22 protein-coding genes are annotated in these 23,526 nt (G+C 65.2%); 7 read left to right on the top strand and 15 right to left on the bottom strand.

All coding sequences use genetic code 11. The features are described 5' to 3' along the window. Positions 1 to 160: 160 nt before the first annotated feature. Positions 161 to 1,399: an MFS transporter gene (locus XH83_RS23205; protein ID WP_194408376.1), complete on the top strand. Its 1,239-nt coding sequence runs from the start codon at positions 161 to 163 to the stop codon at positions 1,397 to 1,399. A 170-nt stretch (positions 1,400 to 1,569) separates the two neighbouring features. Here the strand turns inward: XH83_RS23205 and XH83_RS23200 are convergent, their stop codons facing one another. From XH83_RS23200 to XH83_RS23175, 6 genes are all read right to left on the bottom strand, one after another. After that, entirely contained in the window at positions 1,570 to 2,328 is a 759-nt protein-coding gene (locus XH83_RS23200; RefSeq protein WP_194403045.1) for an SDR family oxidoreductase, read from the bottom strand. Between the two features lie 26 nt (positions 2,329 to 2,354). Further along, positions 2,355 to 3,113, bottom strand: coding sequence for a proteasome-type protease (locus XH83_RS23195; RefSeq protein WP_194403044.1), 759 nt, complete (start codon positions 3,111 to 3,113; stop codon positions 2,355 to 2,357). 82 nt (positions 3,114 to 3,195) lie between these two features. Further along, a complete protein-coding gene (locus XH83_RS23190; RefSeq protein WP_194403043.1) occupies positions 3,196 to 3,603 on the bottom strand; it encodes a carboxymuconolactone decarboxylase family protein in 408 nt (135 codons plus the stop codon). 63 nt (positions 3,604 to 3,666) lie between these two features. Then, positions 3,667 to 4,509 carry a transglutaminase family protein gene (locus tag XH83_RS23185; RefSeq protein ID WP_194403042.1) on the bottom strand — a complete coding sequence of 281 codons (843 nt, stop codon included), beginning with the start codon at positions 4,507 to 4,509 and terminating at the stop codon, positions 3,667 to 3,669. Between the two features lie 168 nt (positions 4,510 to 4,677). Beyond that, positions 4,678 to 5,622, bottom strand: a complete 945-nt coding sequence (locus XH83_RS23180) for an alpha-E domain-containing protein (RefSeq protein WP_194403041.1) — start codon at positions 5,620 to 5,622, stop codon at positions 4,678 to 4,680. A gap of 4 nt (positions 5,623 to 5,626) precedes the next feature. Beyond that, positions 5,627 to 7,045 (bottom strand): circularly permuted type 2 ATP-grasp protein, encoded by a 1,419-nt coding sequence (locus tag XH83_RS23175; RefSeq protein ID WP_194403040.1) that lies wholly within the window; start codon positions 7,043 to 7,045, stop codon positions 5,627 to 5,629. A 276-nt stretch (positions 7,046 to 7,321) separates the two neighbouring features. Here XH83_RS23175 and XH83_RS23170 point away from each other — a divergent pair, with 276 nt between their 5' ends. Genes XH83_RS23170 through XH83_RS23160 form a run of 3 tightly spaced genes read left to right on the top strand, consistent with a single transcriptional unit; the run spans position 7,322 to position 9,314 of the window. Continuing rightward, positions 7,322 to 8,059 carry a molybdopterin-binding protein gene (locus tag XH83_RS23170; protein WP_194403039.1) on the top strand — a complete coding sequence of 246 codons (738 nt, stop codon included), beginning with the start codon at positions 7,322 to 7,324 and terminating at the stop codon, positions 8,057 to 8,059. Between the two features lie 40 nt (positions 8,060 to 8,099). Continuing rightward, the gene (gene gpt, locus XH83_RS23165) at positions 8,100 to 8,627 is read left to right on the top strand and encodes a xanthine phosphoribosyltransferase (protein ID WP_063195254.1); all 528 of its coding nucleotides are present in this window, start codon (positions 8,100 to 8,102) and stop codon (positions 8,625 to 8,627) included. Between the two features lie 24 nt (positions 8,628 to 8,651). Further along, on the top strand, positions 8,652 to 9,314 hold the full coding sequence (locus XH83_RS23160) for a hypothetical protein (protein ID WP_194403038.1): 663 nt from the start codon (positions 8,652 to 8,654) through the stop codon (positions 9,312 to 9,314). Positions 9,315 to 9,336: 22 nt separating this feature from the next. Here XH83_RS23160 and XH83_RS23155 read toward each other — a convergent pair whose 3' ends face one another. Next, positions 9,337 to 10,359 carry a methionine synthase gene (locus XH83_RS23155; protein ID WP_194403037.1) on the bottom strand — a complete coding sequence of 341 codons (1,023 nt, stop codon included), beginning with the start codon at positions 10,357 to 10,359 and terminating at the stop codon, positions 9,337 to 9,339. A 143-nt stretch (positions 10,360 to 10,502) separates the two neighbouring features. Here XH83_RS23155 and XH83_RS23150 point away from each other — a divergent pair, with 143 nt between their 5' ends. The 3 genes from XH83_RS23150 to XH83_RS23140 all read left to right on the top strand — a co-directional run bounded on the left by XH83_RS23150 (position 10,503) and on the right by XH83_RS23140 (position 12,917). Further along, positions 10,503 to 11,204, top strand: a complete 702-nt coding sequence (locus XH83_RS23150) for a glutathione S-transferase N-terminal domain-containing protein (RefSeq protein ID WP_194403036.1) — start codon at positions 10,503 to 10,505, stop codon at positions 11,202 to 11,204. Between the two features lie 127 nt (positions 11,205 to 11,331). After that, positions 11,332 to 11,940 carry a 2-hydroxychromene-2-carboxylate isomerase gene (locus XH83_RS23145; protein ID WP_194403035.1) on the top strand — a complete coding sequence of 203 codons (609 nt, stop codon included), beginning with the start codon at positions 11,332 to 11,334 and terminating at the stop codon, positions 11,938 to 11,940. Beyond that, positions 11,940 to 12,917, top strand: coding sequence for an NADPH:quinone oxidoreductase family protein (locus XH83_RS23140; RefSeq protein WP_194403034.1), 978 nt, complete (start codon positions 11,940 to 11,942; stop codon positions 12,915 to 12,917). Before XH83_RS23145 ends, XH83_RS23140 begins: the two co-directional genes overlap by 1 nt. A gap of 99 nt (positions 12,918 to 13,016) precedes the next feature. On the opposite strand, the gene XH83_RS23135 is transcribed toward XH83_RS23140, so the two are convergent. The 8 genes from XH83_RS23135 to XH83_RS23100 all read right to left on the bottom strand — a co-directional run bounded on the left by XH83_RS23135 (position 13,017) and on the right by XH83_RS23100 (position 23,509). Next, positions 13,017 to 13,907 carry a crotonase/enoyl-CoA hydratase family protein gene (locus XH83_RS23135; protein WP_194403033.1) on the bottom strand — a complete coding sequence of 297 codons (891 nt, stop codon included), beginning with the start codon at positions 13,905 to 13,907 and terminating at the stop codon, positions 13,017 to 13,019. A gap of 179 nt (positions 13,908 to 14,086) precedes the next feature. Next, on the bottom strand, positions 14,087 to 15,508 hold the full coding sequence (locus XH83_RS23130; RefSeq protein WP_194403032.1) for an amidase: 1,422 nt from the start codon (positions 15,506 to 15,508) through the stop codon (positions 14,087 to 14,089). Beyond that, positions 15,501 to 16,673 carry a M20 aminoacylase family protein gene (locus XH83_RS23125; RefSeq protein WP_194403031.1) on the bottom strand — a complete coding sequence of 391 codons (1,173 nt, stop codon included), beginning with the start codon at positions 16,671 to 16,673 and terminating at the stop codon, positions 15,501 to 15,503. Before XH83_RS23125 ends, XH83_RS23130 begins: the two co-directional genes overlap by 8 nt. Positions 16,674 to 16,686: 13 nt before the next feature. Continuing rightward, entirely contained in the window at positions 16,687 to 18,192 is a 1,506-nt protein-coding gene (locus tag XH83_RS23120; protein WP_194403030.1) for a M81 family metallopeptidase, read from the bottom strand. Positions 18,193 to 18,463: 271 nt separating this feature from the next. Continuing rightward, a complete protein-coding gene (locus tag XH83_RS23115) occupies positions 18,464 to 20,113 on the bottom strand; it encodes an ABC transporter ATP-binding protein (protein WP_194403029.1) in 1,650 nt (549 codons plus the stop codon). 153 nt (positions 20,114 to 20,266) lie between these two features. Beyond that, on the bottom strand, positions 20,267 to 21,154 hold the full coding sequence (locus tag XH83_RS23110) for an ABC transporter permease (protein WP_194403028.1): 888 nt from the start codon (positions 21,152 to 21,154) through the stop codon (positions 20,267 to 20,269). Between the two features lie 19 nt (positions 21,155 to 21,173). Next, complete coding sequence (locus XH83_RS23105) at positions 21,174 to 22,115, bottom strand: ABC transporter permease (RefSeq protein ID WP_194403027.1); 942 nt, start codon at positions 22,113 to 22,115, stop codon at positions 21,174 to 21,176. A gap of 263 nt (positions 22,116 to 22,378) precedes the next feature. Further along, positions 22,379 to 23,509: a M20/M25/M40 family metallo-hydrolase gene (locus tag XH83_RS23100; protein ID WP_194403026.1), complete on the bottom strand. Its 1,131-nt coding sequence runs from the start codon at positions 23,507 to 23,509 to the stop codon at positions 22,379 to 22,381. Between the last annotated feature and the right edge of the window lie 17 nt (positions 23,510 to 23,526).

Genomic DNA, 23,526 nt, shown 5'->3' with positions numbered 1-23,526 from the left:
GATGTCCCCAAACCCTCAGTGATTATGGCCGCGCCTGCGCTGCAAAGGCAATGCCGGGACATCCGGGGTGCGTCCCGCTGTTGACAAGCGGGTCCGCCTCGGTCACGCGGAGGCCTTCGACATCGAGGGGAAGAGCGGTCCGAGGGTGACCCAGCAGGCGATGCCAGAGCAGCCAATATCCGGACATCCACAGGTCAGCGCCCGCGCGCTTCTCGCCCACCGTGCCTTCCTGTTTTTCCTGCTCTCGCGCAGCCTGTCGCGCTTTTCCAGCCAGATCGCGGCGGTCGCGATCGGCTGGCAGATCTACGATCTGACAGGGTCGGCCTTCGATCTCGGCATGGTCGGCCTCGTCCAGTTCCTGCCGACCGCGCTGCTCGTGTTCGTTGCCGGTCACGCCGCCGACCGCTTCGAGCGCAAACGCGTGGTCCAGCTCTGTCAGGCCGTGGAGGCCGCGACCGCGTTCTATCTCGCAATCATCACCTATCTCGGCGCCGTCGGCGAGGTTCAGATCTTCGTCGCGACCTTCGTGCTTGGCATCGCCGGCGCGTTCGAGAGCCCGACCACGGCGGCGCTGCTGCCGGCGATCGCGCCGCAGGGATCGCTGCAGCGCGCCACCGCCGTGTCCAGCGGCGCGGCGCAGGTCGCGACCATCACCGGGCCGGCTCTGGGTGGCTTCGCCTATGCGATCGCCCCGCATCTCGCCTATGCCGTGATGGTGCTGTTCTGGATCTTCGGAATGATCCTGACCGGCTTCATCCGGCCGCGCCCGCAGGCCATCGCAAAGGAAGGGACGGAGACGGACAACATCTTCGCCGGCGTCCGCTTCATCCGCAGCAATCCGGCGATCCTCGGCACCATTTCGCTCGATCTGTTCGCCGTGCTGTTCGGCGGCGTCACCGCGCTGCTGCCGATCTATGCCCGCGACATCCTGCAGACCGGCCCGGTCGGGTTAGGGGTGCTGCGCGCGGCGCCCGCGGTCGGTGCGCTGCTGATGACCATGGTGCTGGCGCGTCACGCCATCTCGCGCCATGTGGGGCTGCGCATGTTCCAGGCCGTCATCGTGTTCGGCCTCGCCACGATCGTGTTCGCGCTGTCGTCCTGGATGTGGCTGTCGGTGCTGGCGCTCGCCGTGCTTGGTGCCGCCGACACGATCAGTGTCGTGATCCGCTTCTCGCTGGTGCAGCTCGCAACGCCCGACGAGATGCGCGGCCGGGTCGGCGCGGTGAACTTCCTCTTCATCAACGCCTCCAACCAGCTCGGCCAGTTCGAAAGCGGGGTCGCCGCCGCGCTGCTCGGCGCCATGCCTGCCGCCGTCTTCGGCGGCGTCGCCACGGTCGCCGTGGCGCTGCTCTGGATGAAGCTGTTTCCGAGCCTGCGCCAGGTGGAGAGCCTGGAGTAGGGAAATGGTCTCGGGTCCCGGCTCTCCAAGAACGAGATCGGGGCGGCGTGGGCCCCGGCTCAGCAGCGCGTCATTTCATGCCGCGCAGCGTCCGGGGCACGGCCGTGGACAGAGCGTAGGGAAATCAAAGAGATCCCTACTGTGCATGGGGTTGTTTTCGCTTTTTTGATTTAGCCCCGTCCGACGAACGGCATCTTCGTCGCCATCACCGTCATGGTCAGCACATTGGCATCGAGCGGCAGGCCGGCCATGTAGGCGACGGCATCGCCGACCGCCTTGGCGTCCATGCGCGGCTCGTGCTTGGTCGTGCCATCAGGCTGCAGCACGCCGGGGCCGTTGACCATGCGGTCGGTCATCGGGGTCGCGGCATTGCCGATGTCGACCTGGCCGACGGCGATGTCGTACATGCGGCCGTCGAGGTTCGAGGCCTTGGTCAGGCCAGTGATGGCGTGCTTGGTCGAGGTGTAGGCTGCCGAGAACGGCCGCGGCGCATGCGCCGAGATCGAGCCGTTGTTGATGATGCGGCCGCCGCGCGGGGTTTGGTCCTTCATGATGCGGAAGGCGTGCTGGGTGCACAGGAACGGCCCGGTGAGGTTGGTGTTCACCACCGCCTGCCACTGCTCGAGGCCGAGGTCCTCGAACGGCACTGCGGGCGCGCCCATGCCGGCATTGTTGAAGAGCACGTCGAGGCGGCCATAGGTGGCCTTCACCTTGTCGAACAGCGCGGCGATCGAATCCGGCTTGGTCATGTCGGCGGTGACGCACAGGCTCTTTCCCGCGGGGCCGAGCTTCGCGGTCTCCTCGAGCATGTCGAGGCGGCGGCCGACCAGCACCACGGTGAAGCCGGTGTTCATCAATGCCAGCGAGGCCGCGCGGCCGACGCCGGTGCCGGCGCCCGTCACCAGGGCGATCTTCTTTGCTTCACTCATCGTTTCCTGCCTTTTCTCTTGAGCTGTCAGGTTTTGGGTTCTTTTTCGTTCTTGTAGGGCGGGCGTGGGATGTTCTGATGCGCGGCGCGCAGCGCCGCCGACCAGCGCGAGCGCAGGTCGTGGAAATAAGGCTCGCCCGCCTCGATACGGTGGTTGAGGTCGGCCTCGCAGGCGTCGGCGCGCACCACCAGCACGTCGATCGGCAGGCCGACGCCGAGATTCGAGCGCATGGTCGAATCCATCGAGATCAGGCCGGTCTTCAGCGCTTCGTAGAGCTCGACGTCGTAATGCATGGCGCGGTCGAGCACCGGCTTGCCGTATTTGTGCTCGCCGATCTGCAAATAGGGCGTGTCGGTGGTGCACTCGATGAAATTGCCGGCGGTGTAGATCATGAACAGGCGCATCCGGGAGCCCTTGATCTGGCCGCCGAACAGGAAGGAGACGTCGAAGGACACGTCCTCGGATCGCAGCGCCGGACCTTCGGTCGCGTGCACCGCGCGGATCGCCCGGCCGATGCGCTGGGCGGCCTGGAACATGGTCGGCGCGTTCATCAGCGTCTCGAGCTCACCCGTGTTGGGGTCCTCCAGGCCTTCGGTCAGCGTGGAGAGCACCGACTGGCTGATGGCGAGGTTGCCGGCGCTGGCGATCGCCATGATGCGCTCGCCGGGCTTGGAGAAGATGTGCAGCTTGCGGAAGGTCGAGACGTTGTCGAGGCCGGCATTGGTGCGGGTGTCGGCGATCATCACCAGACCGTCCCGAACCAGGATTCCGCAGCAATAGGTCATTTCCAGTCCCCGAACGCGTTTGCGCGGAATTACTAGCCAATTTCAAGGAGGCATGAAACCCCCGATTGCCCGGGGCGGGACCTCAGTCCGCCGCATCGACCAGAAACGCCTCGTCGACCGGCACGCCGAGCGCCGTGACCAGCCGGTTCGTCTCCGCGGCCATGCCGACGATGGCGAGCATCTCGGCATATTCGGCCTCGGTCATGCCCTTGGCCCGTGCGGCGGCGGTGTGCGAATGGATGCAATAGCTGCAGCCATGCGCGATCGACACCGCCACATAGAGCATCTCTTTGACCTTGGGGTCGAGCGCGCCGGGCGCCATCACCTCCTTGATGCTCTTCCAGGTCCGCCGCAGCGTCTTCGGATCATGCGCCAGCGCGCGCCAGAAATTGTTGACGAAGTCCGACTTCCGCACTTTGCGGATATCGTCGAAGACGGCGCGCGCTTCAGGGGAGAGTTCATCGTCGGAAAGCAGTTTGACAGTGGCCATGGGGACCTCGCGGGGGGCTGATCCCGCGAGTGTAGCATGGCCGATGCGATCCGACGGCGGCGCCTAGCTCTGCCGCTGCGATTGCGAAGGCCCGCCGCGGCCGGCCTGCTCGACCTTCACGGCCACCGTCAGCGTCTCCGTGCCGCCGCCATAGCGGGTGCCGCGCACGGGCGCCGCGCCGAGATAGTCGAGCCCGATCGCGACGCGGACATGGGCGTCGGTGGCGCAGATGCTGTTGGCGGGATCGAAGCCGACCCAGCCGAGATCCGGCACGAAGGCTTCCGCCCAGGCGTGCCCGGCGTCCTGATGCGAGAGACCGTCCGCGCGCAGGAAGTGGCCGGAGACGAAGCGTGCCGGCACGCCGCCGGCGCGGGCGCAGGCAATGAAGATGTGCGCGTAGTCCTGGCAGACGCCCCGTTTGAGCGTGAACGCCTCCGCCGCCGAGGTGCCGCTATGGGTCGGGTCCTCGTCGAACGTCATGTGATCGCCAATTTGGGTCATCAGCGCATGCAGGAAGCCGAGCGTGTCGCTCTCGGCCTCGCTGCGCAACTGACGCGCCACTGCCATCATCGCCGGGTTGACGGAGGTGAGGTCGGTCGAGCGCAGGAACATGCCCGCCGGAAAGCGTTCGTCGGTGCCGCGCAGCACGCCGCCGGTGTCGTGGGTCTCGATCAGCCCTTCGGCGGTGATCTGGATGTCGCCGACGGGACCGCAGGACAGCACATGCGTGACGTTGCCGAACGCATCCTCATGCGTGTCGAGCTTGGTGTCCGTGGAGACGTCGATCTGCCATTCCGCCACATATTGCCCGTCATGGCTGCCGGGCGTCATGCGCAGGATCTGGATCACGCTCGTCGCCGGCGGCTCGTAGCGATAGGTCGTGGTGTGCAGGATTCGCAGGCGCATGGTGGACCGTGTCGTTGGTTGTTAGGCCCGACTGCAGCCGCAAAGGAACTCGTCATGCCCGGGCTTGTCCCGGGCATCCACGTTCTTCCTCCTCGCGTGGAAGCAAGAACGTGGATGGCCGGGACAAGCCCGGCCATGACGCTATCCCATTTCGTCAGTCGAGGGACATCAGATCAAATACTGCTTCGTGATGATTTCGCCCAGCCTGGAATTGTCCGTGATGAATTCCTGAATGAATTCATGGACGCCGTGCTGGAAAATGTCGTTCATGTTGCTGTGTTCCAGCCGGTTGCGGATGCCGCGGGCGTGGCGCTGGGCCGCGCCCTGGCGGCCATAGGCGACGCCGATCTGGTCGAGGTTGCGCACGAGATTGCCGTAGCAACTGGCCAGCGAGCGCGGCAGCGTGTCGTTGAGGATGAGCAGGTCCGCGATCAGCCAGGGTTTCAGCGTCTCGCGATAGACCCAGTGATAGGCCGTCAGCGCCGAGACCGAGCGCAGGATCGAGCTCCACTGATAGAAGTCGAGGGGGCCACCGACATGCTCCTCCTCGGGCAGCAGCACGTGATACTTCACGTCGAGAATGCGCGCGGTGTTGTCGGCGCGCTCCAGATGCACGCCCATCCGCGAGAACCAATAGGCGTCGTTGCGCAGCATGGTCCGGTAGGCCGAGCCGTCGAAGCGCAGCGAGGTCTCCTGCACGAAGCGCAGGAACTTTGCGAGGTCCTCGCGCGTCGAGGTGCCCTTGCTCCAGACCGCCTGAAGCTCGATCCAGGCCGAGTTGATGGTGTCCCACATCTCGCTGGTCAGCGCGGTGCGCACCGAACGCGAGTTCAGCCGCGCCGCCTCGATGCAGTTCCTGATCGAGGACGGGTTGTCCGCCGAGAAGGAGAGGTAGTCGACGACGTTGTGCTCGTTGGCTTCCTCATAGGTCTGATAGAAGCTGGCGGCGACGCCGGCGGTGAGCAGCGCCGAGTCCCATTCATTGGTCTTGCCGATATAGGCGGCGGGAAGCGCGGTGACGCGCAAGGTCGCATCGATGGTGCGCGCGAGATATTCGGCCCGTTCGACGTAGCGGGCGAGCCAGTAGAGGTTTTCGGCGGTACGCGACAGCATCGATCTACTCGTCCAGGATCCAGGTGTCTTTGGTGCCGCCGCCCTGGCTCGAATTCACCACCAGGGAGCCTTCCTTCAGTGCGACGCGTGTCAGGCCGCCCGGCACGATGGTGGTGCGCTTGCTGCCGGTGAGCACGAAGGGCCTGAGGTCGACGTGGCGCGGCGCAAGGCCTGATGCCGTGCAGGTCGGGCAGGTCGAGAGCGCCAGCGTCGGCTGCGCGATGAAACCTTCGGGCTCGCGCTTAAGCTTCTCGCGGAACGCTTCGATCGTGGCTTTCGTCGCAGCAGGGCCGATCAGCATGCCGTAGCCGCCGGAGCCGTGAACTTCCTTGACGACGAGCTCGCTGAGGTTGTCCAGCACATAGGCGAGATCCTTCGGCTCGCGGCAGCGCCAGGTGGGCACGTTTTTCAGGATCGGCTCCTCGCCGAGATAGAATTTCACGATGTCGGGCATGTAGGAGTAGATCGCCTTGTCGTCGGCGATGCCGGTGCCGACGGCGTTGGCGAGCGTGATGTTGCCGGCCGCATAGGCCGACATCAGCCCGGGCACGCCCAGCACGGAATCGGGACGGAAGGTGAGGGGATCGAGGAAGTCGTCGTCGACGCGGCGATAGATCACGTCGACCCGCTTCAGCCCTTCCGTCGTCCGCATGAACACTTCGTTGTTCTTGACGATGAGATCGCGGCCCTCGACCAGCTCGATGCCGAGCTTGTCGGCGAGGAAGGAGTGCTCGTAATAGGCCGAGTTGTAGACGCCGGGGGTGAGCAGGGCCACCGTCGGCTCGCCCGAGGCGCTTTGCGGCGCCACCGAGCGGAGCGCCGCGAGCAGCTCGTCCGGATAGCGTTCGACCGGCGCCACCCTGTGGCGGGCGAACAGATCCGGAAAAAGCCGCATCATGATCTCGCGGTTTTCCAGCATGTAGGAGACGCCCGAGGGTGTGCGGGCGTTGTCTTCCAGCACGATGAAGTCCTCGGCGTCGACCCGGACGATGTCGATGCCCGCGATGTGCACATAGACGTCGTGCGGCACCTGCTGGCCGTTCATCTCGGGCCTGAACACCGGATTCTGGAAGATGAGGTCGTCGGGCACGATCTCGGCGCGGAGGATGTCGCGGCCGTGATAGATGTCGCGCAGGAACATGTTGAGCGCGCGCACGCGCTGCTTCAGGCCCTTCTCCAGCAGCGTCCATTCCTTGCCTGACATGATCCGTGGGATCACGTCGAACGGGATCAGGCGCTCGGTGGACTCGGCCTCGCCATAGACCGCGAAGGTGATGCCGATGCGGCGGAACAGGAGCTCGGCCTCCTGGCGGCGATATTCGAGCGCCTCGGGGGGCGTCTCCTTGAGCCAGCGCGCCAGCTCCTGATAGGCGGGGCGAAGCTCCCCGCCGGGGATGTTCATTTCATCAAACGCGACTGCCATAGATCCCGACTTGTCTCCGCAAGGCGTTGCGCCGCTGGTCAGGCCGCAAGGCCCCAGTGAAGCCGCATCGTCCTGGCCATGCGGCAAGAGTGCATGACTTTCATGCGGTAGCAAGGGCCGGGCCAGCGCGATAAGCATGGACGGACGGCATTTGCCGGATATGGCCGGCGGCATGCCTGAAAAAATGGCTGAGGACTGCTTATTTCGGCAGCAAAACCGCGTGACTTCAACGCGTTACCTCGGCAAAGTCGGCGCCATAGGTGAGGGACTGAAGTTATGAGCGAGATCGTCACGGCGGGCATTCTGGTCATTGGGGACGAAATCCTGTCCGGCCGAACCAAGGACAAGAATATCGGCTTCATCGCCGAATACCTGACCAATATCGGCATCGACCTGAAGGAAGTCCGGGTTGTCTCCGACGACGAGCCTGACATCATCGCGGCCCTGGATGCACTGCGGCATCGCTACACCTACGTCTTCACAACCGGCGGCATCGGGCCGACCCATGACGACATCACCGCCGACAGCGTCGCTAAGGCGTTCGGCGTCGGCATCGACCACCATCCGGAGGTCGTCGCCCGTTTCCGCGAGCGCTGGAGCGAGCAGGATCTCAATGAGGCCCGCTTGCGCATGGCCCGCATTCCCGACGGTGCCGAGCTGATCCAGAGCGCGACCATCCTCGCGCCCGGCTTCAAGATCGGCAATGTCATCGTCATGGCCGGCGTGCCCTCGATCATGCAGGCGATGATGGACATCGTGGCGCCCAAGCTGAAATCCGGCGTGCGCATGCTCTCCGACACGGTGCGCGCCAATGCGCGCGAGGGCGATATCGGCAGCCCGCTGCGGGCGATCGCTGCCGCCCATCCCGACACCATCATCGGCAGCTATCCCTTCATGGACGAGGAGCAGAAGCCCAACACCAATCTGGTGGTGCGCTCGCGCGATCCCGAGAAGCTGGCGGCAGCGATGGCTGCGGTGAAGGAGATGCTGGCAGGATTGAACGTCAGCCGCTAAGCCCCGGCTTGCCGGACGTTTTACGATGCAGGAGACGATGATGGCTGGTGAAGCACCGGAACTGAGCGCACAGGAGCGGGCGGGCAGGGCCTTTCCGGTCTCGTGGGATCAATTCCACCGGGATTGCCGGGCGCTGACCTGGCGGCTCAACGAGGTCGGTCCGTTCCACGCGGTGATCGCGATCACGCGCGGCGGCCTCGTGCCGGCCGCGATCGTGGCGCGCGAGCTCGGCGTGCGCGTGATCGATACGGTGTGTATCGCGAGCTACGATCACGACAAGCAGGGCGAGCTGCAGGTCCTCAAGGGCATTTCGGAGCAGGCCATGAAGCTCGGTGGAGGCACCGGCAAGGGCCTCTTGATCGTCGACGACCTCGTCGACACCGGCAAGACCGGCAGGCTGGTGCGCGAGATGCTGCCCGATGCGCATTTCGCCACCGTCTACGCCAAGCCGAAGGGCCGCCCGCTGGTCGACACCTTCATCACCGAAGTCTCCCAGGACACCTGGATATTCTTCCCCTGGGACACTGCGCTGTCCTACCACCCGCCGCTGCGCGACGGCGCGGCGTGACCAAAGGCGAATGGCGAGTAGCGAATGGCGAGTAGCAGCCCCTCCACTCGCAATTCGCCATTCGCTACTCGCCCCCTGCAAAACCGCGTCACGCCCACCGGCGACATTATCGCCACCCCGCATCGCGGCCTCTTCACCGGCAATCGCGGCATCATCCATGATCCCGCGACGAAGACGCTGCTCAACAAGCGCTGGTCATCGCCGGCCTGGATCACATGCCTGTGCGAATTCCGGGGATGGCGGCGGCCGGTGATGGCGCGGCGGAGCTGGACCGAGCTGTTCTTTCTCGACGAAGCCACCGCCTTTGCCGCGGGCCACCGCCCCTGCTTCTTCTGCCGCCGCGACGATGCCAACAGCTTCCGCGCGGCCTGGGAGAAGGGCAATGGTGCAAGCAAGGTGAGCGCGAAGGCGATGGACGCCCAACTGCACCTGGAGCGTCTGGACCATGGCCGCAAGCGCCTGCACCCACTGCCGGTGCCGCTCGCAGAATTGCCCGACGGCGCGATGCTGCAGCAGGGCGAGCAGAGCTTTCTGATAACAAAAGGCCGGTCGCTGCTATGGTCGCCAGCTGGCTATGCCCGCGCCGAGCACGCGCTGGAGAACGCGATGCTGCTGACGCCCCCGTCCACATTGCGGGCGCTGAGCGCCGGATATCGGCCGGCGCTGCATCCGACGGCTCTGGATTAGCAGAGCGTCCGGATCACGGCCATCACCCCAGCTTCTCGCGTGCCAGCGCCGCGCCGGCGCCGAGCGCCATCAGCTTGGCTTCGGCGATCTCGCGCCGCATCGGCGCCATGCCGCAATTGGTGGTGGCGATGATGTTGCTCTTCGGCACGAATTTCGACACGGCCTCGATCACCTTCACGACGTCCTCGGCGGTCTCCACTGTGTCGCTGGCGACATCGATCACGCCGGCCTGCACGATCTTGTTCTTCAGGAGCGCGAGCAGGTCGAGCGGGACCTTCGAGTTGCGGCATTCGATCGCGACCTGCTGGATCGGGCTCGCATCGATCGCCGGAAAGATCTGCTCGTATTGCCGCCACTGCGTGCCGAGCGTTTCTTTCCAGTCTGTATTGGCCTTGATGCCGTAGCCGTAGCAAATGTGCACGGCGGTGGTGCAGGTCAGGCCCTGCGCGGCGCGCTCCAGCGCCTTGATGCCCCAATCATTGACCTCGTCCATGTAGACGTTGAAGGCGGGCTCGTCGAACTGCACGAGATCGACGCCGTCGGCCTGCAAGGCCTTGGCCTCCTCGTTGAGCAGCTCGGCGAAAGCAAACGCCATCTTGACGCGATCGCCATAATAGCGATCGGCGATGGTGTCGATGATGGTCATCGGGCCGGGAAGCGTGAACTTCAGTTTCTTCTTGGTGTGCGTGCGCGCCACGCGCGCCTCGAAGGCATGGACGCGATCCCTAAGACGAAGCGGCGCGACCACCTGCGGCACCATCGCCTTGTAGCGATCTTTCCGGATGCCCATCTCGATCTTGTGGGCGAAATCGATGCCGTCGATCTTCTCCAGGAAACCGTGGACGAAATGCTGACGGGCCTGCTCGCCCTCGGTGAGGATGTCGACGCCGGCGTCCTCCTGGATTTTCAGCCAGATCAGCGTCGCGTCGCGCTTGGCACGGAGCAGCTCCTCGCCTTGCGATTTCCAGGGAGCCCAGAGCATATTGGGCTCGGCGAGCCATTCCGGCTTCGGCAAGGAGCCGGCGATCGTGGTTGGAAACAGCATGGCGGCCCTCCCGGCAGGTTATGTTGCGCCCCTTCCTGCCATGTCCTAACGTCGAGGTACAGAACAACGAAAGTCGCTCTCTATTCCGGCCGCGACGACGAGAAATGCCAAGGGAATGTCAAGGGAACGCCAAGGGAAAGGTCATGATCGACCTCTATTACGCGCCGACGCCGAACGGCTGGAAAATCTCGATCATGCTGGAGGAGCTCGGGCTTCCCTATACGGTGAAGCCCATCAATATCCGCGCGGGTGAGCAGTTCGCTCCTGAGTTTCTGGCGATCTCACCCAATAACCGCATCCCCGCCATCGTCGACCACGCACCCGCAGACGGCGGCGAGCCGTTCTCGGCCTTCGAGACCGGCGCGATCCTGATCTATCTCGCGGAAAAGACCGGCCGCTTTCTGCCGGCCGACCTGCGCGGCCGCTCTACAGCAATCCAGTGGGTGATGTGGCAGATGGCCGGCCTCGGTCCGATGCTCGGCCAGCATGGGCATTTCGCGCTCTATGCGGCGGAGAAGATTCCTTACGCGATCGAGCGCTATCGCGACGAGGCGGCCCGGCTCTATGGCGTGCTCGACCGGCAACTGGAGAAGACCGGCGCCTCTATCGCCGGCGATTATTCCATCGCCGACATCGCCTGTTTCCCCTGGACCATGACCCACAAGGCGCAGGGCTTCACGCTCGACGACTATCCGAACGTGAAACGCTGGTATGCCGAGGTCCGCGCGAGGCCGCAGGTGCAGGCCGGGCTTGCGATCGGCAAATTCGTGAAAGAGCCGTTCGACGAGGAATCACGCAAGATCATGTTCGGGCAGAAGGCTAAGGAAGTGCTGGGACGGAAGTAGGCACCGTCATTCCGGGGCGCGACGCAGTCGCGAGCCCGGAATCCACCGGGCCGCGGAACGAGAGGCGAAATGGATTCCGGGCCTGCGCCTTCGGCGCATCCCGCAATGACAGACATGAGGAACCACCATGATCGAATTCTTCTTCGACTGCTCCAGCCCCTGGACCTATCTCGCCTTCCACAACATCCAGCCGCTCGCCAGGGAGCTGGGCGCCGAGATCGTCTGGCGGCCTATCCTGGTCGGCGGCATCTTCAACACCGTCAACCCGAGCGTCTATGCGCAGCGTGAGAAGCCGGTGCCGCTGAAGGCGCGCTACATGAAGAAGGATCTGGCCGATTGGGCACGTTCCGCCGGCCTTGCGATCAAGATGCCACCGACGGTGTTTCCGGTGAACAGCGTCAAAGCGATGCGCGGCTGCATCTGGCTCGGCAAGGACATGGTGCCGTTTGCGACGGCGGTGTTCGAGGCCTATTGGGGCGACGACAAGGATATCTCGCAGGACGCGGTGCTTGCCGACATCTGCAAAAAGGTCGGCGTCGACGATGCAAAATTCTTCGCGGGCATCTCGGAGCAGGGGATCAAGGATCAGCTCAAGGCGAATACGGAAGAGGTCGTCGCCCGTGGCGGCTTCGGCTCGCCCACGATCTTCGTGAACAAGACCGACATGTATTTCGGCAATGACCGCCTGCCGCTGATCCGTGAGGCGCTTCTGCGCAGCAAGGCGAGCGCGGCCTGATGGTGCGCGCCGTCGTCTGCCGCTCGCTCGGCGAGCCCGAAAAATTGCGGCTCGAGGAGTTTCCGTCGCGCCCCCTGAATCCGGGCGAGGTGCGCGTTGCGATCCGCGCCGCCGGGCTGAATTTCCCTGACGTGCTGATGGCGGCCGGCCAATATCAGCTCAAGCCGGAGCTGCCGTTCACGCCCGGCATGGAAGCCGCCGGCGACGTGACCGAGATCGGCGCCGAGGTGAAAGGCGTTGTCATCGGCGACAAGGTCATCGTGAAGATGCGCCACGGCGCGTTTACCGATGAGGCGGTGGTGACATCAGCGCAACTGACGCCGATGCCGTCGACATTCGACTACGCGGAAGCCGCGACCTATCTTGCCGGTCATGGCACGGCCTATCATGCGCTGATCGATCGCGGCCGGATCGAACCGGGCGAGGTGCTGCTGGTGCATGGCGCAGGCGGCGGCACGGGATTGGCGGCCGTCGAGATCGGCAAGATGCTGGGCGCCATCGTGATCGCGACCGCCTCAAGTGACGAGAAGCTCGCCATCGCGAAATCGCGCGGCGCCGATCATCTCGTCCGCTACGACCGCGAGCCGTTTCGCGATGCCGTCAAGCGCATCACAGATGGTCGCGGCGCGGACGTCGTGTTCGATCCCGTCGGCGGCCAGGTGTTTGAAGATTCGATGCGCTGCATCGCCTGGGGCGCGCGGCTGCTGGTGATTGGCTTCACCGGCGGCATCGGTTCGGCCAGGACCAACCTCCTGCTGATCAAAGGCGCCAGCGTACTCGGTGTGCGCGCCGGCGAAGCGGTCCGAAAGAACCCTGCGCTCGGCGAGGTGCGCCTGAAGGCGCTGCTGCAATGGGCGGAGCAGGGCAAGCTGCGCCCCAACATCTCACACCGCCTGCCGCTGCAGGACTATGCGAAGGCAATGCGGCTCCTGATCGACCGCAAGGCGATCGGGCGTGTGGCGCTGATGATGGACTGATCAGTGCCGACGACGTTGGGCGGGTTAGCGAAGCGTAACCCGCCGTTCTGCCTCAAGAGAAGAGGCGGGGTACGCCTTCGGCTAACCCGCCCTACGAACTTATTTGTACTCCCGCTCGGTCCACCACGGGAAATAATCCGGCATGTCGGTCGAGACCTTGTTCTTGAACTGCGCCGGACGCTTCTCCAAAAACGACACCACGCCTTCCTTCACGTCGTCCGAGCGGCCGCGTGCGTAGATGCCGCGGCTGTCGACCTTGTGAGCCTCCATGGGATCGTCGGCGCCCATCATGCGCCACATCATCTGGCGGATCAGCGCCACCGAGACCGGCGCGGTCTTCGCCGCAAACTCCTTGGCGAGCGCGCGGGCGGTCGGCAGCAGATCATCTGGCGCGACGACCTTGCTGACGAGACGGCCGGCGAGGGCTTCCTGGGCGGGGAAGACGCGGCCCGAATAGCACCATTCCAGCGCCTGCGAGATCCCGACGATGCGCGGCAGGAACCAGCTCGAAGCCGCCTCCGGCACGATGCCGCGCTGGGAGAACACGAAGCCGAACCGCGCGGCATCGGAGGCAATCCGGATGTCCATCGCGAGCTGCATGGTGACGCCGATGCCGACCGCGGGACCGTTCACCGCGGCGATCACCGGCTTCAGGCATTTGAAGATGCGCAAGGTCACCTGGCCGCCGCCGTCGCGCACCTGCGGATCGCTGTAGTCGACCTTGCCGTCGGCGAAGCGCTTCACGGGCCCGCGCCGCGCGTCGCGATCGAAGGTGTCGGCGCCGGAAGAGAGATCGGCGCCCGCGCAAAAGCCGCGGCCGGCGCCTGTGACGATGATGGCGCGGACGTTGTCGTCCTTGTCGGCGGCGTCGAACGCGTCGATCAACTCGGCTTGCATCTGCGCGTTGAAGGCGTTGAGCTTGTCGGGCCGGTTCAGCGTGATGGTGAGGATCTGCTCGGCGACCTCGTATTTGATCGTCTCATACGCCATGGGTGGTTTCCTTCCCGGTTTCTTTATCGGTCTCTCTAGCACGTCATTCCGCGGCGCGCGAAGCGCGAGCTACGGTGCGCAATTGCGCACCTGAGAATCCATCAATCCGCACCAGTAGTGCCGATGAATGGATTCCGGGCTTGCGCCAAGTGGGCGCAACCCGGAATGACAGAGTGCGGCTACTTCGCCGGCGGCTTGGGCCACGGCCGCTGCGGGCCGCGCAGGGCCTCGAACGCCTTGGCCATGCCGAGCACGCCGATATCGTCGAAGCGCCGGCCGACGATCTGCACGCCGATGGGAAAGCCCTGGGCGTCGAAGCCACCGTTGACGGAGATCGCCGGGTTCTCCGACATATTCCACGGCACGGTATAGCAGATGTGCTCGAATGGCCTCATCGGATCGTTGGTCGGCGAAGCCCATTCCGCCGCATAGTTCACGTTCGGCGCGGTCGGCGAGATCACATAGTCGAGCTCGCAAAACAGTTTTCCGGCCGCGGCCCGGATCGCCATGGTCTGGTTGAAGCCGCGAATGACATCGACGCCCGAGAGTTTTGCGCCCGACGCACCCCATTTGAAAATGTAGGGCAGCACCTTGGCCTGCTCGGCCGGTGTCAGCTTCGCCAAATCGTCCCACATCCGCGCGCGCCAGAAATTGTCGAGGCCGTCGAGCATCTCGCGCGTGAGGATGCCGTCGACCTCGGTGACGACGCTGCCTGCGGATTCGAACGCCTTTGCGGCTTTCACCGCGACGTCGCGGACCGCTCGTTCCGCCGGCAGGCCGACGCCCGCATCGAGCATCAATCCGATGCGCAGCTTGCGCGGCGATTTTTCGAGGCCCTTCCAGTTGAGCGGCTCGGCAGGCAGGCTCATCCCGTCGCGCCGATCGGGCTTTGCGATTACGCTCATCATCAGCGCGCAATCGTCGACCGTGCGGGTCATGGGCCCGGCGACGCGCCCGACATAGGTGGGATCGATCGGCACGCGGCCGAAGCTCGGCTTCAGGCCGACGAGCCCGCACCATCCCGCGGGCAGGCGCACCGAGCCGCCGATATCGGTGCCGAGATGCAACGGGCCATAGCCGGCCGCCGCTGCGGCCCCTGCGCCCGCGCTGGAGCCGCCGGGATTCTTGGTGAGGTCCCACGGGTTGCGCGCCAGCGCGTGGAAGCTGGAGAGCCCGGAGGACAGCATGCCGTAATCGGGCATGGTGGTCTTGGCGAAAATGATCGCGCCGGCCTCGCGCAGCCGCGCGGCGGGCGGAGCGTCCTTCCCGGCCGGCACCAGCTTGACGCTGGCTGCCCCCAGCGGCACAGGCACGCCCTTGGTCGCGATGTTGTCCTTCACCGTGACGGGCACGCCGTCGAGCGCGCCGGATGGCTCGCCGCCGCTCCAGCGCGCGGTCGAGGCCTTGGCGGCTTCGCGCGCGCTGTCCGGATCGAACGCATAGAGCGCCTTCAGATGCGGTTCCCATGCCGTGACATGCGCGAGCAGATCCTCCAGCACCTCGCTCGGCGAGAATTGCTTGGCGCGATAGCCCGCGATCAGATCGACCGCGGACAGATCGTGCAGCGAGGTGACCGCATCCTCGACGCTCTTTTTATGCATGAGCGCCTACCGGCATGCGCGTCTCGATGATGCGGGCGAACATGCTGGCGCCGATCGGCAGGATCTTGTCGTCGAGCACGAAGCCGGGATTGTGCACCGGCACCGAGCCGTCATGGCCGACCCAGAAATAGGCACCGGGAATCGTCTCCAGCATGTCGGCGAAATCCTCACTGCCCATTTTGGGCTGGGCGCGGGTGATCACCTTGGCGGGGTCGACGATGGTGCGCGCGACCTCCTCGACCACCTTGGACTGTTCGACCTGGTTGACCAGCACGCCGAAGGTGTCGCGGATGTCGACGTCGATCACGCATTGGTAGGCGCTTGCGATGCCGGCGCAGATCGTGCGGATGCGTTCGCTGACGAGGCTGCGGACCTCCTTCGAGAAGGTGCGGATGGTGCCGCAGAGATGTGCATCGCCGGGAATGACGTTGTAGGCTGAGCCCGCGTGGATCTGGGTGATCGACACCACCGCGGCCTGCAGCGGCTCGACGTTGCGGCTGACGATGGTCTGGATCGCCTGCGCCAGCGTGGTCGCGATGATCACCGCGTCCTTGGAGCGCTCGGGCATCGCACCATGCGCGCCGTAGCCGGTGATGCGCAGGTCGAAGAAGTCGGCGCTGGCCATTGCAGGTCCCGGCAGGATCGCGATCTCGCCGTGATTGAGATCCGGCGCGTTGTGCAGGCCGTAGAGCTCGTCGCAGGGAAACTTCTCGAACAGGCCGTCCTTGATCATCGCGCGGGCGCCGCCGAGCCCTTCCTCGGCCGGCTGGAAGATCAGGTGCACGGTGCCGTCGAAATTCCGGGTCTCGGCGAGATAGCGGGCGGTGCCGAGCAGCATGGTGGTGTGGCCGTCATGGCCGCAGCCGTGGAAGCGGCCGGGGATCTTCGAGCTCCATTTCAGATTGGTGTTCTCTTCCATCGGCAGCGCATCCATGTCGGCGCGCAGGCCGATGCGCTTGCTGCCCGAGCCCTTGCCCTTGATGATGCCGATCACGCCGGTGCCGCCGAGGCCGCGATGCACCTCGATGCCCCAGCTCTCCAGCTTGTCGGCGACGATGCCGGAGGTGCGCACTTCCTCGAAGCCGATCTCGGGATGGGCGTGGAGGTCGCGCCTGATAGCGGTGAGTTCGTCGGCGTAGCCGTCGATGCGCTCGAGTGTGGGCATGGGTCCTGTCCGGTTAGCGTGAGGGAGGGTTGAAAACGGGGCCGTTCGGCTTGATGCGGATGCCCGGACGCAGGCGCGTCCAGGGCAGGGCAGCGGTGTCGGCCGGCATCGCGCCGGGCGCGGCGCAGATCATCAGGCTCGCAGCGATCGGCTCGAAATCCGCACGGAAGTGCACCGAGCTCTTGTTGACCAGGATCTTCTCCTGCGTCGGCTCGATGCCGACATAGCGATACATCGCCTGGTCGGCGAGCTGGGCCTTGTGCGAGGAGACGACGACGCGGACGTCGCCGATGCGCAAGGCTGCTGAGGGGCCCATCTCCATCTCGCGGCCGCCATAATAGGGGCCGGGCGCGATGAAGCGGCCGTCGGACAATTGCTCGACGACGAAGGTCTCGGTGTAGGGCGCGTCGCCGGGAATGCCGGACTTGCCGCCGAGCGACAGCGTGACGGTGGCGCCGACGCCGGCCGCATGCGCGGCCTTCGCGGATTCCGGATCGTAGATCGCCCCGGTCGCCGCGCTCGCTCTGTTGCGCACCAGTGCGCGCAGCATGCCGGTTGTGTCGGAATCGCCGCCGGCGCCAGGATTGTCCTGGGTGTCGGCGATGATGATCGGCTTGCTCGCGCTCTTCGCAAGTTCCATGGCGTGGCGCACGCCGTCGTCAGGCAACCAGATCTTGCCGTCGAAATCGTCCTCGTGGCTTTCGATCAGCTTGACGATCGCATCCGCCGCACGATCGGCGTCGGCTTGCGTCCTGCCATAGGCGAACACGCTCGGGCCGCAATCGCGGAAGTCGGCGGCCGGAAAGCCGGGCGCGAAGGAGAGCGTCGGAACCGCATCGGCCTCCAAGGCGGCGAGCTTTTCGTAGATGCCCTTGGTGGGGAAGTCATTGGTGCATTGCCAGCTGATCGCAATCAGGAACGGCAATTGCCGGAACGACTTTGCAAAGCGCTGCCTGGTCTTCAGCAGCAGCGCCAGATGCCGCGCGCAGGCGCGGCCGGTCTCGGCCATGTCGATGTGCGGATAGGTGCGATAGGCGATCAGCGCGTCCGCGTGTTCCATCATCTCGGGCGTGACGTTGGCATGCAGGTCGAGGCTGGCGACCAGCGGAACGTCCTTGCCGATGACACGGCGCACGCGCGCCAGGATCTCGCCTTCGCCGTCGTCGAGGTGCTCGGTCACCATCGCGCCGTGCAGATCGAGATAGACCGCGTCGATCGGGCCGGCGGCCTTGATGCCGTCGATCATCACCTTCACGATGCGCTCGAAGGCGTCCTTGGTGACATGCGCGGAGGGACTCGCAGCGGCAGCAATCGTCGGGATGAGTTCCCAGCCGTTGGCTTCGGCGCTGTCGACGAAACCGGCAAGGCCGACATTGATGCCCCGCATCACCTTCAGCACGTCGGCGCCTTCCGTCATCGCCGGCCAGCCCCCGCCATGCTGGAAATCGGCGAAGGTCGCCTTGGTGGGAGCAAAGGTGTTGGTTTCGTGCAGGAAGCCGCCGACGGCGATACGTGTCATCAATTCAAGTCCAGCATTGGAAAGTGCGCGAAATTAGCCTTGGCTTTGCGAGGAGAGCAAGGTGAGAGGCCATCGCGCCGCGCATGGCCTCAAGCTGTTTTGGGAATGCTGCGTCTCACACTCCGCCGTCATTCCGGGGCGCGCCACTTGGCGCGAGCCCGGAAATCCATCTTGCGACAGAGTCTGAGGCCCGCTGGATTCTCCGGTGCGCCATTGCGCACCAGAGCTCATCGCTTCGCGATGCCCCGGAAATGACCAGGGGAGAGTTGACTTAGGCGCTTGCCCCGACGCCTTCCGACACCGGCCGGAAGTTCGCAAAGTCCCAGTTGCGCCCCGGCGCGGCGTCCAGCAGCGCCTTGGTGTAGGCCTGCTTCGGATGCGTCAGCACCTCGGCGGCGGGGCCCTGTTCGACGACGCGGCCGTGCTGCATCACCACGACCTCGTCGCAGATTTGTGCGGCGACGCGCAGATCGTGGGTGATGAACAGGATGGCGATGCCGAGCCGCTGCTGGATCTCGTCGAGCAGTTCCAGCACCTGCGCCTGCACGGAGACGTCGAGCGCGGAGACCGCCTCGTCCGCGACCAGCACGTCCGGATCGAGCGCGAGCGCGCGCGCAATTGCGATGCGCTGACGCTGGCCGCCGGAGAACTGGTGCGGATAGCGCGACACCGCATCGGCGGGCAGGCCGACCAGTTCGAGCAACTCGCGGGCGCGCTTCATCGCCTCAGCGTGCGCGACGCCGTAATTGATCGGGCCTTCCGCAATACTCTCGCCGACAGTGACGCGCGGATTGAGCGAGCGGTAGGGATCCTGGAATACGATCTGGATCTTCTGCCGGTGCGGCTGCAGCAGACGCCGCGAGATGTCGGCGATCTCGCGTCCGGCAAGGCGCACGCCGCCGGAGGTCGGATCGATCAGGCGCACGATGCAGCGCGCCACAGTCGACTTGCCCGAGCCGCTTTCGCCGACGATGCCAAGCGTGCGGCCTTTGCGCAGCGTCAGCGTCACCTTGTCGGCGGCGACGACCTCGCGGCCTTTGCCGAAGAAGGCGCGCTCCTTGTAGACCTTGCTGAGCTCGTTGGCCTCGAGCACGATCGGCTCGCGGCTTTCCTCGCGCGGCGCCCGCGGCACCAGGCTCGGGACCGAGGCCAGCAGGTTGCGGGTATATTCCATGGTGGGATTGCGCAGCACGGTTTCGAGCGGGCCGGTTTCGACCAGCCGGCCCTGCCGCATTACCGCCACGCGGTCGGCGATCTCGGCCACCACGCCCATGTCGTGGGTGATGAACAGCACGGCTGTGCCGTGATCGCGCTGCAGCTCGCGGATCAGCAGCAGGATCTGCTTCTGCGTGGTGACGTCGAGCGCGGTGGTCGGCTCGTCCGCGATCAGCAGCTTCGGCTCCAGCACGAGGGCCATCGCGATCATGATGCGCTGGCGCTGCCCGCCGGAGAGCCGGTGCGGGTAGGAGGCAAAGATGCGCTCGACCTGGGGCAGGTGGACCTGCTCCATCATGTCGAGAATGCGCTTCTTGCGCGCCCTGGCGTCGAGGTTGGTGTGCGCGCGCAAGACCTCGTCGATCTGGCGGCCGACCGGCACGACCGGGTTGAGCGCAGTCATCGGCTCCTGGAAGATCATCGCCATCTTGGTCGCGCGCAATTGGCGGAGGCGGCGGTCGGTCGCCGTGAGGATCTCCTCGCCGACCAGTTTGACGCTGCCGGCGGTGGGAACCAGCGTGCCCTTCGGCAACAGGCCCATCGTGGTGAGCGAGGTCACCGACTTGCCTGAGCCGCTTTCGCCGACGAGACACAGCGTCTCGCGCTCGCGGACCTGGATCGAGATGCCGTCGATGATCTTGGGCCCATTCGGCTTCTTGCCGATGGAGACGACGAGGTTGTTGATATCGAGGATGGTGTCGGTCACGTCAAATCTCTCCGTCATTCCGGGGCGCGACAAAGTCGCGAGCCCTGGTGCGCAATTGCGCACCTGAGAATCCATCGGGCCGCAGCACATGTGGTGAAATGGATTCCGGGTTCGCGCCAAGAGCCGCGCCCCGGAATGACAACGTCAATTGCTTCACTTCCCCTCCCGCTGCTTCATGCGCGGATCGAGGGCGTCGCGGGCGGCGTCGCCGATGAGGTTGATGCTGAGGATGGCGATCGAGAGCAGCAGGCCGGGCCAGAAGATCAGCGACGGCTTGATCTGGAAGTACTGGCGGCCCTCGGCCATGATGTTGCCCCAGGTCGGCGTCTCCGGCGAGATGCCGGCGCCGAGGAAGGAGAGGATGGCCTCGGTGAGGATGGCGCTGGCGCAGATATAGGTGCCCTGGACGATCAGCGGCGCCACCGTGTTCGGCATCAGGTGCCGCAACATGATCTTCGGCAGGGACGAGCCGACCGAGATCGCCGCCTCGACATAAGGCTCCTCGCGCGCCGACAGCACGACGGAGCGTACAAGGCGCGCCACGCGCGGAATCTCGGGGATGGTGATCGCGATCAGCACGGTCCAGAGGCTGGCCCCGGACAGCGACACCACGGCGATGGCGAGCAGGATGCTCGGCATCGCCATCAGGCCGTCCATGACGCGCATCAGCACGGCATCGACCAGCTTGAAGAAGCCGGAGACGAGACCGATCGCGAGCCCGATGACGATCGACAGGATGGCCGAGCCGATGCCGATCAGCAGCGAGATGCGGCCGCCATAGAGGACGCGCGACGCCAGGTCACGGCCATAGGCGTCGGTGCCGAGCAGGAACTGCGCGGACGACGGCTTGAGCCGCTGCGAAGGCGCGAGCTGGATCGGATCATGCGGCGCGATCAGCGGCGCGAGGATCGAGATCAGGATGATCAGCGCGAGCAGGACCGTTGCGGTGGCGATGATGGGCGTCGAGGTGAGGAAGCCGAAGCGCGGCCGCAGCGGCGACGTGATCGGAATGGACGACTGGGGAAGGGTATCGACCGACATGTTTGTCCTTGTCCTTGCCTCAGTACCGGATCCGGGGATCGAGCAGGGTGTAGGCGACGTCGATGAGAAGATTGACGACGACATAGATCAGCGAAGTCAACAGGATCATCGCCTGGATCACGGGATAGTCCCGCGCCAGCACCGCATCCACGGTGAGGCGGCCGATGCCGGGGATGTTGAACACGCTCTCGGTGACGACGACGCCGGAGATCAGCAGCGCAAAGCCGGTGCCGATCACCGTGATCACGGGAACGGCGGCGTTGCGCAGCGCATGCCGCATCATCACGGCGACCTCGTTGATGCCTTTCGCACGCGCCGTTCGCACGTAATCTTCGCCGAGGACGTCGAGCATCGCGGCGCGCGTCATGCGCGCAATCAGCGCGATGTAGATGAAGGAGAGTGCGCAGGTCGGCAGGATCATGCGCTCGAAGAACGGTCCGAAGCCGGCGCTGATGCTCTTGAAACCCTGCACCGGAACCCAGCGCAGCTCGATGGCGAAGACCTGGATCAGGATGTAGCCGACCACGAACACCGGCACCGAAAAGCCGAGCACCGACAGCCCCATCACGAAGCGGTCGATCCAGGTGCCGTGCTTCCACGCCGCGATCACGCCCAGGGGAACCGCGACGATCACGGCGAGGATGATGGTCGACAGCGCGATCGAGATCGACGGCTCGACGCGCTGGCCGATCATCTTCATGACGGGCAGGTTGGAGATTAGCGAAGTCCCGAGATCGCCGTGCAGCAGCTTGTTCACCCAGGTGATGAACTGCACGATCAGGGGCTCGTTGAGGCCCAGCGACGTGCGGATGCGCTCAAGCCGCTCAGGCGTCGCATTGTCGCCGGCGAGAATTGCGGCGGGATCGCCGGGGGTGAGGCGGAGCAGGAGGAAGACGAACAGCGCGACGACACCCATTACGGGCACGGCGGCGAAGATTCGGCGAAGGAGATATCCGAGCAAGTTGGATCCGTCTGATTAGAGTCAAATCGCGGCAGCGATTACGGTGTTCTGCCACCAGCCTAACATTTCAGCAATTCCCGTGCCATCGGGGCCACAGTTATTGCAGTGCGGTCAATCGTTTCGGGAGGGGCATCTTTCCCTATGGCGCGCTGTCATTCCGGGGCGCGTCGAAGGCGCGAACCCGGAATCTCGAGATTCCCGGCTGCACAACCGCGCACCATGGGTCGACGCGTCGCGCCGCCCTGGAATGACCGGCTCAAAAATCACTCCAGCGTCGCCAGCAGCCCCGCCATCAGGCGGCCGCGCTCAACGAGACTCTCGACTTCGATATACTCCTCCAGCGTGTGGCCGTTGGCTCCGCGCACACCCAGGCCGTCGAGGGTGGGAATTCCCATCGCACCGGTGAAGTTGCCGTCGGAGCCGCCGCCGGAGCTCGCATGCGGTAATTCCGCGCCGAGAGATTTGGCGATGCCGCGCGCCTTCTCATACAGCGCCATCGTGCCCGCGTCCGGCTCCCACACAGGACGCGTCACGCCGCGCGTCACCTTGAAGGCGACGTCGTTGGTCGTGCCCGACAGCGCCAGCATCCGCTCGACGCCGCGGTCGAGATCGGCCTGCCGCTTGGCCATGGAGAGCGCTTCGCCGGTGGCGGTCGTGGCAACGCAATTGACCCATTGTCCGCCATGCACGACGCCGACCGAGAAGGTGCAGTCCTCGCTCGTCATCGCATCGATTGCGAGGATCTGCCGCGCCATCTCGCGGATGGCCGAGCGTCCCGCCGACAGCGTCGCGCCGGCATGACTCGGCCGGCCCGTCGCCTCGAGATTGAAACGTGCGATGGCATAACGTCCGGTGGTGACGCCGTTGTCGGCACGGCCGGGCTCGGGCACCAGCACGTATTTGTTGCGTGCGGCCTCCGCTTCGATGATGTCGCGTGTCGAGGGCGTGCCGACTTCCTCGTCCGGCGTGAACAGCACGGTGATCGGCAGCGGCGTGGTGAAGGATGCGCGCGCCAGCTGCCGGATCGCTTCCAGCGAGAGGTAGTTGCCGCCCTTCATGTCGTAGATGCCGGGACCGTAGCATCTGTTGCCCTCGCGCCGCCATTTCAGCTTCTCGATGGTGCCGACCGGGTGGACGGTATCCATATGGCCGGCGATCAGGATGCCGGGCTCGCCCTGCTTCGGATGCGGAAAGCGCGCGCGGATCACGCCGCCGAAGCCCTGCCGGCCGGCGATGCGCTCGATCGTCGCACCCATGATCGCCATATCCCGCGCTGCGATATCGAGCATCCGGTTGACGGCATCTGCATCCCAGGTCGGGCTCTCGCATTCCACCCAGGTGCGCAGGCCTTCGAGCATGGCCTCGGAATCGAAGGGAAGATTGGCTGGATTCATCTGAATGTCTCTCAGGC

Source organism: Bradyrhizobium sp. CCBAU 53351, assembly GCF_015291745.1.
GTDB lineage: Bacteria > Pseudomonadota > Alphaproteobacteria > Rhizobiales > Xanthobacteraceae > Bradyrhizobium.
Note: the sequence above shows the minus strand (reverse complement) of the source record. Positions and strands in the feature narration are given on the sequence as shown.

Excerpts from the sequence above, each read along its gene's own strand:
- XH83_RS23150 (WP_194403036.1), top strand. The coding sequence starts at position 10,503 with ATGATCGACCTCTATTACGCGCCGACGCCGAACGGCTGGAAAATCTCG.
- XH83_RS23135 (WP_194403033.1), bottom strand. The coding sequence starts at position 13,907 with ATGGCGTATGAGACGATCAAATACGAGGTCGCCGAGCAGATCCTCACC.
- XH83_RS23190 (WP_194403043.1), bottom strand. The coding sequence starts at position 3,603 with ATGGCCACTGTCAAACTGCTTTCCGACGATGAACTCTCCCCTGAAGCG.
- XH83_RS23130 (WP_194403032.1), bottom strand. The coding sequence starts at position 15,508 with ATGCATAAAAAGAGCGTCGAGGATGCGGTCACCTCGCTGCACGATCTG.
- XH83_RS23155 (WP_194403037.1), bottom strand. The coding sequence starts at position 10,359 with ATGCTGTTTCCAACCACGATCGCCGGCTCCTTGCCGAAGCCGGAATGG.
- XH83_RS23160 (WP_194403038.1), top strand. The coding sequence starts at position 8,652 with ATGGCGAGTAGCAGCCCCTCCACTCGCAATTCGCCATTCGCTACTCGC.
- XH83_RS23110 (WP_194403028.1), bottom strand. The coding sequence starts at position 21,154 with ATGTCGGTCGATACCCTTCCCCAGTCGTCCATTCCGATCACGTCGCCG.
- XH83_RS23195 (WP_194403044.1), bottom strand. The coding sequence starts at position 3,113 with ATGACCTATTGCTGCGGAATCCTGGTTCGGGACGGTCTGGTGATGATC.
- XH83_RS23125 (WP_194403031.1), bottom strand. The coding sequence starts at position 16,673 with ATGCCCACACTCGAGCGCATCGACGGCTACGCCGACGAACTCACCGCT.
- XH83_RS23120 (WP_194403030.1), bottom strand. The coding sequence starts at position 18,192 with ATGACACGTATCGCCGTCGGCGGCTTCCTGCACGAAACCAACACCTTT.
- XH83_RS23140 (WP_194403034.1), top strand. The coding sequence starts at position 11,940 with ATGGTGCGCGCCGTCGTCTGCCGCTCGCTCGGCGAGCCCGAAAAATTG.
- XH83_RS23100 (WP_194403026.1), bottom strand. The coding sequence starts at position 23,509 with ATGAATCCAGCCAATCTTCCCTTCGATTCCGAGGCCATGCTCGAAGGC.
- XH83_RS23170 (WP_194403039.1), top strand. The coding sequence starts at position 7,322 with ATGAGCGAGATCGTCACGGCGGGCATTCTGGTCATTGGGGACGAAATC.
- XH83_RS23180 (WP_194403041.1), bottom strand. The coding sequence starts at position 5,622 with ATGCTGTCGCGTACCGCCGAAAACCTCTACTGGCTCGCCCGCTACGTC.
- XH83_RS23185 (WP_194403042.1), bottom strand. The coding sequence starts at position 4,509 with ATGCGCCTGCGAATCCTGCACACCACGACCTATCGCTACGAGCCGCCG.
- XH83_RS23175 (WP_194403040.1), bottom strand. The coding sequence starts at position 7,045 with ATGGCAGTCGCGTTTGATGAAATGAACATCCCCGGCGGGGAGCTTCGC.
- XH83_RS23205 (WP_194408376.1), top strand. The coding sequence starts at position 161 with ATGCCAGAGCAGCCAATATCCGGACATCCACAGGTCAGCGCCCGCGCG.
- XH83_RS23200 (WP_194403045.1), bottom strand. The coding sequence starts at position 2,328 with ATGAGTGAAGCAAAGAAGATCGCCCTGGTGACGGGCGCCGGCACCGGC.
- XH83_RS23145 (WP_194403035.1), top strand. The coding sequence starts at position 11,332 with ATGATCGAATTCTTCTTCGACTGCTCCAGCCCCTGGACCTATCTCGCC.
- gpt (WP_063195254.1), top strand. The coding sequence starts at position 8,100 with ATGGCTGGTGAAGCACCGGAACTGAGCGCACAGGAGCGGGCGGGCAGG.